Below are 8,329 nucleotides of genomic sequence, written 5' to 3' on the forward strand. Positions count from 1 at the left end.
AGCGAATGGTAATAAAGAATAGGAAAGAAAGGGTGTCAAAATGGCAATAAAGAATCAAATCTCACAAAAAGCCTTTTTTGTCTTGCTCTTCACCACTGTATTGATATTGATTTTTGGGAATATCACGGAGGCAAATTCTACTGTAGATGAAGAGGGGGAATTGGAAGTAGGGGATGTCAATGTTGTCCCATTACAAATAACGGGACCAGCTGAGGAGCGATTAAATCTCATTATCTTTGGAGATGGATATACAGCTGAAGAAATGGACAAGTACCGGGAACATGTCGACAGAAACCAAAATGTCCAGTGGAGTGTTGAGCCGTTCCGCAGTTATCGAAATTATTTCAACGTTTATATGGTTGAAACGCCGTCTAAAGATTCTGGAATTAGTTGTGATCCAGAGGATGGGAATGAGCGCAGAGATACTGTATTCAATTTGCAATATGCAAATCAGTGTCCGGCAGATGATCTTGCACGAGGGGTAACCTTTGGAAGTGGTGGAGCCCAAGCTAGAAATGAAATTATGCAGGACTATGTTGCACCATTACTTGAAATCCCTGCGAATAGTCAGAATGTGCAAACTCTAACGCTTGGCAACACCGACACGTATGGCGGGATTGGCGGTACTCATGCAACAACAACTGGTGGTAGCCCACAAGGTCCCCTTGTTTCATTGCATGAATTAGGACATTCATTAGGCGGCATTGCCGATGAGTACCCTTACTATGACCGTGGTGTTCCGGGAGAAGCGCATCCTAATCAAGAACCAAATTCTTTTCATCATACACGCATGACATCTGAAGAAATGATGGAGAATCAAGCTAAGTGGTGGCGGTGGCTTGGTGAAGAAAGTGAAGCTGGTGGAATTATAAGAGCGGCTGATCCAGATGGATACGAAAGTGGCCAGTATTATAATTCAAATGTATGGCGTCCTAGTCAACATTCTATGATGAGACATACTGGATTTTATTTTGATCAAATAGCAAGAGAGCAAATGACACAACGCATTACAGGAATGCGTAATACAGGACAGATGCCATTAACATCGACACCCCAAGGGGAAATCGGTGCAGACGAAGTACTTGCTGTTAATACGATTTATCCAAGATTTCATTTAATAGAGGTTACATGGGAAATCAATGGTGAAGTCGTTTCTGATACAAATGATTCCCGTCATCTAGAACTAAGCAAGTTAGATGTACAAGTAGGTGATACCGTCAAGGCAATCGTTCAAGATAAGACAGAATTTGTCAGGGATCCTAACTATTTAGATGGACCTCGAATGACGCAAATACGTGAATGGACGATTGGTGAACCACAAGAACTGACTGAAGTGGATATCGCATTTACCAATCATTCTGCAACAGCCTATGCTCTTGCGTTTAATGAGATCGCATTTGTTGAAACACCTAATCCAACCGATCGTATATTGAACGTAACTTGGCAACTAAATGGCAATGTTATAGAAGATGCTGAAAATAGCCGTTTCCTTGACCTAAGCAAAATTAGTTTACCAGCAGGGGCTTCTGAATTAAGTGCAACTGTTACAGATCCAAATAATCCTGATTCAGCCCTTGAAACGGTTTCTTGGACAGTCGACAATGGTCTACCAACAGCCCCTAAGGAGTTGTCGGAAGCGGTAGCTACATTATCAGGTGGAATAGAGCATTATGTTTATTTCAATGAGTTTGAAATGAAACTTAATCCTGAAGATGACCAGCCGGGATATGTTGTTGGCGAGCTTCGTTTAAATAAGGATGGTTGGTATAACTATTACGGATTCCCCGATCAACCAGAAGGAACACCGTTTAAGTTCTCTCATTCCGGAACAGATGTTAAAGAATTAACGTACGGAAACCTTGGAACTGGGGGACTTTCAATTGTAACCTTTGAAAGAACATTTACCGAAGAGGATCGGGGCGGTAAATTTATTCCTGGCTTCAACACCCACCTTATCGAACATCGGGCAATTGATGCTACTGGGAATATTGGAAACGCAGAAGAGTTTAAAGCTACTGTCATACCAGGAGAAAAACTAACATGTTCGCATTCTGTAACAGAAGATTACGAGGGAGATCTAGTCGTTACGGAAGGACAAATATGTCTGGAAAATATAGAAGTATTTGGGGATGTCATCATTGAAAATGGAGCTTCGATACTAATTTCCAATAGTACAATTAATGGGGATATTAAATCAGAAAAAGCCGAATCCATCCAGTTAATTGAATCAGTAGTCAATGGACAATCGTATATCTTTGAAACTACTAAAGATACGACATTAGTAGCGAACACTTTCAATGGTTGGTTAATACTCAATAAGAACAATCAATTATCTGCTAATGAGCAGTACGGTTACTATGGACCAGTGTTAGTAGGCAATTCAATCAATGGTGTACTAGGGTGTTATGGCAATAGCTCTAGTATCACAGATTTCGGTGCTCCGAACAGCCTGTCACTCTTTAATGTTGGCGATTGTTCCGATGCTGATATAAGCGCCGCAACAATCAAGCAATATGTGGAACAATTTGATGAGCTTGGAACCTTTGAAACGGAAGTTACAAAACGGTCCTTAATTACCCACTTGACGTCTATAGAAACATTTGAACAAAGTGGTGCTTATGACAAAGCGCTTAAACACCTTGAAGGATTTGAAATACTTCTTAATCAATTGTATAAGCAAGGACTTGTTGTAGAAAAAGCTTACGTTGTATTGATTAACGAAGCTCAACAATTATATGAAGAATTGGAAAAATAAATAGATATTTCCATGTGCAGATATACAGGGGAATAACTTTGGTTCAAGTGAGGCTGACGAGGAAATTTTATACTCTATGAATATATACAACTTATAATCTATGAAAATTGGTAAATATGGAGGGGTCTTCTTGTTTAGAACAAAGAATGCATTAAAGAAACTATTGTTATCTGTTAGTTTTGTAGCTTTAGTTGCAACACCGGTTTTACATGTTGACGGTTTAGAGCAAACCGTATCTGCCAATGCGGACGTTGTAATGGAAGATGGGGTTACGCAGCCTGTCTATTCTTATACAGATGCGATTAAAGAAACTATTTTTGTTGAATCAACAATGGATAGTGATCGGAACGGTGAACAAGATCGGATTGCCATTGATATTATGCGTCCAAGGGAAACGGAAGAAGGGATTAAAGTACCAACAATTATGGATGCAAGTCCTTATTACGAAAGCATGGGACGAGGAAATGAAAGCCAAATTAAAGACCCGGATGGTATTGGGGAAAATACAATGTTTCCACTTTATTATGACAACTACTTTGTTCCGAGGGGGTATGCGGTCGTACTAGTTGATATGGTTGGAACTAATAATTCTCATGGATGTCCGACGACAGGTGGGTATGAAGAAACCGAAAGTGTTAAAGTTGTCATCGATTGGTTAAATGGTAAAGGAAAAGCTTGGGATAAAGATGGCAATGAAGTTACAGCTGACTGGTCGACCGGAAAAGTAGGTATGATTGGTAAGTCATACGATGGAACTTTGGCAAATGCAGCAGCTGCCCAAGGAATTGAAGGGTTGGAAACTATTGTACCAATTGGTGCGATAAGCAGCTGGTATGACTATTACCGTTATGGCGGAATTCCTTTTTACCGTAATGGTCCGGGTGGTCTAGCTGGACGTGTAACAAACAGTGAACGTGTCGCCGATTGTGCGCCAATACGTGAAGAGATGAGAATTGCCTCCGATGATGATACTGGTGATTATAATGATTTTTGGGATGAAAGAAATTATGTAAAAGATGCAGATAAGGTAAATGCTAGTGTTTTCGTTGTACATGGAATCAATGACTATAATGTGAAAGCAAATCATTTCTCCAATTGGTGGTTAGCTTTAGCAGAAAATGATGTGCAAAGAAAACTTTGGATTACCCAGACAGGTCATGTTGATCCATTTGATTTTAGAAGAGCTGAGTGGGTAGAAACATTGCATCGCTGGTTTGATTATTGGCTGCTTGATATTGATAACGGAATTATGGATGAACCGATGGTAGAAATTGAAAGAGGAGATGGTAACTGGGAGGATGAAGAAACATGGCCGGCTGCTAATACAGAAAATGTAGACATCAGATTAGCACCTGCAACAGAGGACCTGCCAGGAACGTTACAAACAGCACCTGTAATCAAAGAAGAAACACAAACATTTGTAGATAATCCATCGCAGACAGAACAGCAAGCGGTCGAAGATGAGTTCACTGAAAAAGAAAATCGTTTAATTTTCTTAACCCCAGAACTTACAGAGGATGTTCGGATGAGCGGTATACCGGAAATTAATTTACAGACAATGGTTGATAAAGAAGATACGAACCTGTCAGTCCGAATTGTTGATTATGGCACCGACGAAAGAATCCATCATCGTTCAAGAGAAGAGGGGATTCAAACACTTGACGATGTTGTAACGTGTTGGGGAGAAAGCTCACCACAAGACAGTGCGTGCTATAAAGAGACAGAATTGGTGACACATGAAGCACCATATGAGATTGTGACACATGGTTGGCTTGATGCACAAAACTATGAGTCTCTTGAGCATTCCGAACCGTTAGAGCCAGGAAGAAGTTATCGATTCACTTGGGAAACTCTACCAGAAGATTATGTATTCAAAGAGGGACACCGGATTGGAATAATTGTAACCGGAAGTGATCGTAATTATATTATGACAGACAGTAACCGTGCAACGATTGAGATCGCTTTAGGAGAAAGTTTTATCCAACTACCGGTAGTAGGCGGTAAGGAGACGTTTAATCAAGCGATTGGATCGGATGGTGGTACTTCTCCAAGTCATACAGCAGATTTAATAGACGTACTTGATTATTTCATTAATCAAGGTGAGATTAATAATGAAACAGCTGCTCATGCATTGGAAACGCACATCGCATCCATCCAGCACTTTGAAGAAAACAATCAATTGGACAAGGCTGTTAAACATCTTACAAGTTTAAAACAACTACTAGAATTCCAAAAAGTTGGTCAGATGATTTCATCGGAAGCCTATGATACTTTATGGGCTGATACGGAATACCTTATTAAACAGTTTACAGAGAACTAGTAAGCATATGAGAGGTTCTTCCTCTCATATGTACATATCTTCGAAAAATATAACCTTCAATGATTGGAGCGGCTAACGAATGAAGAAATACTTTTTTGGACTAATCTTATGTATAGCTATGTTAACAGCATGCCAACAGGAAGAGACTCAAGGAGTTGTTATTGAAACGTCCTACGGGGATATAACCGAAGAGGTACTTAATGAGGCTTTACAAGAACGATACGGCAAACAAGTCTTGGAAGAATTAGTAATGATACAGGTATTGGGAGAGAAATATGATGTTAGTGAAGAGCAAGTCACTGATGAATTAGAAAAGTTAAAAGAGAATTATGGTATTCAATTTGATCAAATGATCCAGCAACAGGGATTTGCCGATGAAGAAGCATTTAAGGATGTTATATACTTAGGCTTACTTCAAGAGGAGGCTGCATTGGATGAAGTTGTTATAACGGATGAGCAACTGGAAGAGGCTTATGAACAAAAGACGAAGGAAATTAGTGCGCAGCATATTTTAGTACAGAATAAAGATATTGCAGAAGAAGTGTTAGAACAAATTGAACAAGGAGCAGATTTTGCTGAACTAGCGAAAGAATACTCTGAAGATGCAATGACTGCAGAAGAAGGTGGAGAACTGGGATATTTTTCTGCCGGAACCATGGTGCCTCCATTTGAAAATGTTGCATTTTCTCTTGAAAAAGGTGACATAAGCGACCCGGTCCAAACGACTTATGGGTATCATATTATAAAGGTGAATGATATTCAAAAAAAAGATCAGGAAATTGGTACATTTGATGAGGTAAAAGAAGAATTACGCGACGAAATTTTGAAAAACAGTATCAGTACGGTTGAAACTCAAGTAAAAATAGAGCAGATGATTCAAGATTCTATAGTGGACATTAAAAACAAATCCTATGAAGGTCTATTTGATAGTTTCCAAGAAGTTACAGGGGCAAGTAGGTAACGTTTAAATTAATATGGATTATAAAAACTCTCATTTAAAGCAGTGTGAGGGTTTTTATAATCCTGCTATCAATTGATGTAAGTCTGCTGATAAAAAGAAATTGGGGTTTATCACGTATCAACGGTCTGTAATTCCCCCACCTCTAAACAAGAGGAAAAACCAATATGTGAAGGTGGGGGATATACAGTCCGTAAATACCTGATTCTGTTCAACTAACATTCAGTGGGGAGGTAAGGAATTCCCCACTGAATGAAGTTTCACTTTATCACGTATCAACGGTCTGTAATACCCCACCTCTAAACAAGAGGAAAACCAACATGTGAAGGTGGGGGATATACAGTCCGTAAATCCCTGATTCTGTTCAATAGAATGCTATTTACGGACAAAATAACTCCTCATCCATTAAGATGCAAAAGCCAAATAGTACGTTTTACATAGGAAATGATAGAAATTTCTAAAAATAGTAAATAAGTTGGGTTGACCCGTCAACCCAATGAAAATTCAATTATATTGAATGGTCAATAGAATGCAAAATGCCTTCAACGACAGTTTCTGAATGAAATATATTTATTATGTCGTTGAAAGTGAAAAGAAGAGAGGTGTCGATATTATGGTGCATCATTAACTGATATTCTCATGATACTCATAAATTATTATTAGAGCTGGATTAATTTCATAATTGGATTTTGAACCAAACAATGCTGTTTGAAACGAATATGATATGGAGGTTAAGATGCTAAACAATACGAATAAACTTAGAGAGCCAAAAAGTATAATAGGAATGTTTATGATAAGTTTATTGTTACTAGTAATTATTACTACTTTAACACTGGCTAGCGGCACTATAAATGCAGCTGAAGAGGAAGGATCTATTGGTACAGTAGAAGACATTACACAAGATGGTGGCGATGTATATGTTAACTTATCAACAGGCGAAGGAATAAAGTTAACCTTTTTAAAGGAAAATCTTTTTCGGCTTCATTTAGATCCAGAAAAGGAGTATCCAGATTATCCTGAACCTAACAAGTCGGATCATGTTACTAGAATTATCGATAAAAATGAAAGCGAATACAATGAGGAGTATGGTTCTATAGATGTAGATATTGATGAGGATTCTGAATTTCATAGGATATCTACTGATGCAATAGAATTAAGGATTGAAAAGGGAACTTCGAAAATGAGTTTATATGATAAAAATCAATCCAAGGTTCTTTGGGAAGAGGCAGCCCCATTAAAATATGAGAACAACAACACAGTACAAACACTATCTACAAATGAAAATGAATATTTTTATGGCGGTGGACAACAAAATGGTTATTAGTCACATAAAAATGAGTCGATAAATATTTCTGTAGGTGGTGGTTGGGATGCAGGTGCAGCTTCGAGCCCTGTACCATTCTATATAAGTACTGATGGATATGGGGTTATGCGTAATACCTTCAAACCGGGCTCCTATGACTTTTCCGAAACTGCAACATTTAGGCATTCAGAAGAAAGATTTGATGCCTACTATTTTGTTGGAGAATCAATACCTAGCATCATTGATGAGTATACAGAATTAACCGGTAAGCCAGCCCTCATGCCAGAATATGCTTTTTACCTGGGCCATTTAGATTGTTTTAATGGCAAGCATAATGGACATGGGGATAACAGGACGCTTATGGAAGATGGGCTTAACACCTTGAATAGCTATATTGAGAAATATAGAGTTGCCAATAGAAGAAGCAGCAAACATTGCTTTCCATTTAATTAACGCTCATGGGACGGAATCAAAAGACTCCATGAAAACTGCCAAAATGATAGGAATTATTGTAAATCTAGTTAGGTATACATTGAATATAAACATAGATTAGGAAAATATCCATTATATTCGCTTTATTACTCATGTAAAGTTTTTTGTAGAACGCTATTTTGCGGACCAGATGCTAGAGAACGATGATAATATATTATTTGAGCAGATTGCCAACCTATATCCTGAGGCAATGAATGGAGCATTTAAGATTAAAGAATATAGAATATATTTATCAATTATATGAAAAAAATATACCAAATGATGAACTAACATATTTGGCCGTGCATATTCATAGGTTGTTGTCGTATGATCAGTTAAGTGAGTAAACAAATAGAAACAATATTGAGAGTGTAAACTAAGCAGTGTAAGTAGAGAGTATAACTCTTTCTTCACAACTTAATTTACACTCTTTCTATATACAGGAAGTAATTGGTGAGGTTATTTCCATGGATAATGTAGACTGTAGAATTGGAAAAGAAATAGTCTTGAAGTTTTTTCTCG

The 8,329-nt window shown here is 38.1% G+C and carries 5 protein-coding genes and 1 pseudogene; all 6 read left to right on the forward strand.

Annotation, left to right across the window (positions count from 1 at the left end; genetic code table 11):
* Positions 1–40 precede the first annotated feature (40 nt).
* Positions 41–2,755, forward strand: coding sequence for a M64 family metallopeptidase (locus WKU33_RS09600; protein ID WP_340454301.1), 2,715 nt, complete (start codon positions 41–43; stop codon positions 2,753–2,755).
* 130 nt (positions 2,756–2,885) lie between these two features.
* On the forward strand, positions 2,886–5,075 hold the full coding sequence (locus tag WKU33_RS09605) for a Xaa-Pro dipeptidyl-peptidase (protein ID WP_340454302.1): 2,190 nt from the start codon (positions 2,886–2,888) through the stop codon (positions 5,073–5,075).
* 79 nt (positions 5,076–5,154) lie between these two features.
* Complete coding sequence (locus WKU33_RS09610; RefSeq protein ID WP_340454304.1) at positions 5,155–6,036, forward strand: peptidylprolyl isomerase; 882 nt, start codon at positions 5,155–5,157, stop codon at positions 6,034–6,036.
* Between the two features lie 733 nt (positions 6,037–6,769).
* A complete protein-coding gene (locus tag WKU33_RS09615; RefSeq protein WP_229782694.1) occupies positions 6,770–7,357 on the forward strand; it encodes an alpha-glucosidase domain-containing protein in 588 nt (195 codons plus the stop codon).
* A 105-nt stretch (positions 7,358–7,462) separates the two neighbouring features.
* Positions 7,463–7,789: a hypothetical protein gene (locus tag WKU33_RS09620; RefSeq protein ID WP_229782695.1), complete on the forward strand. Its 327-nt coding sequence runs from the start codon at positions 7,463–7,465 to the stop codon at positions 7,787–7,789.
* Positions 7,740–8,154, forward strand: a pseudogene (locus WKU33_RS09625) (PRD domain-containing protein); the annotation flags it as partial. The gene WKU33_RS09620 and the pseudogene WKU33_RS09625, both read left to right, overlap by 50 nt.
* Positions 8,155–8,329 lie beyond the last annotated feature (175 nt).

Source organism: Oceanobacillus sp. HCA-5259 (genome assembly GCF_037892815.1).
GTDB classification, from domain to species: Bacteria; Bacillota; Bacilli; order Bacillales; family Amphibacillaceae; genus Oceanobacillus; species Oceanobacillus indicireducens.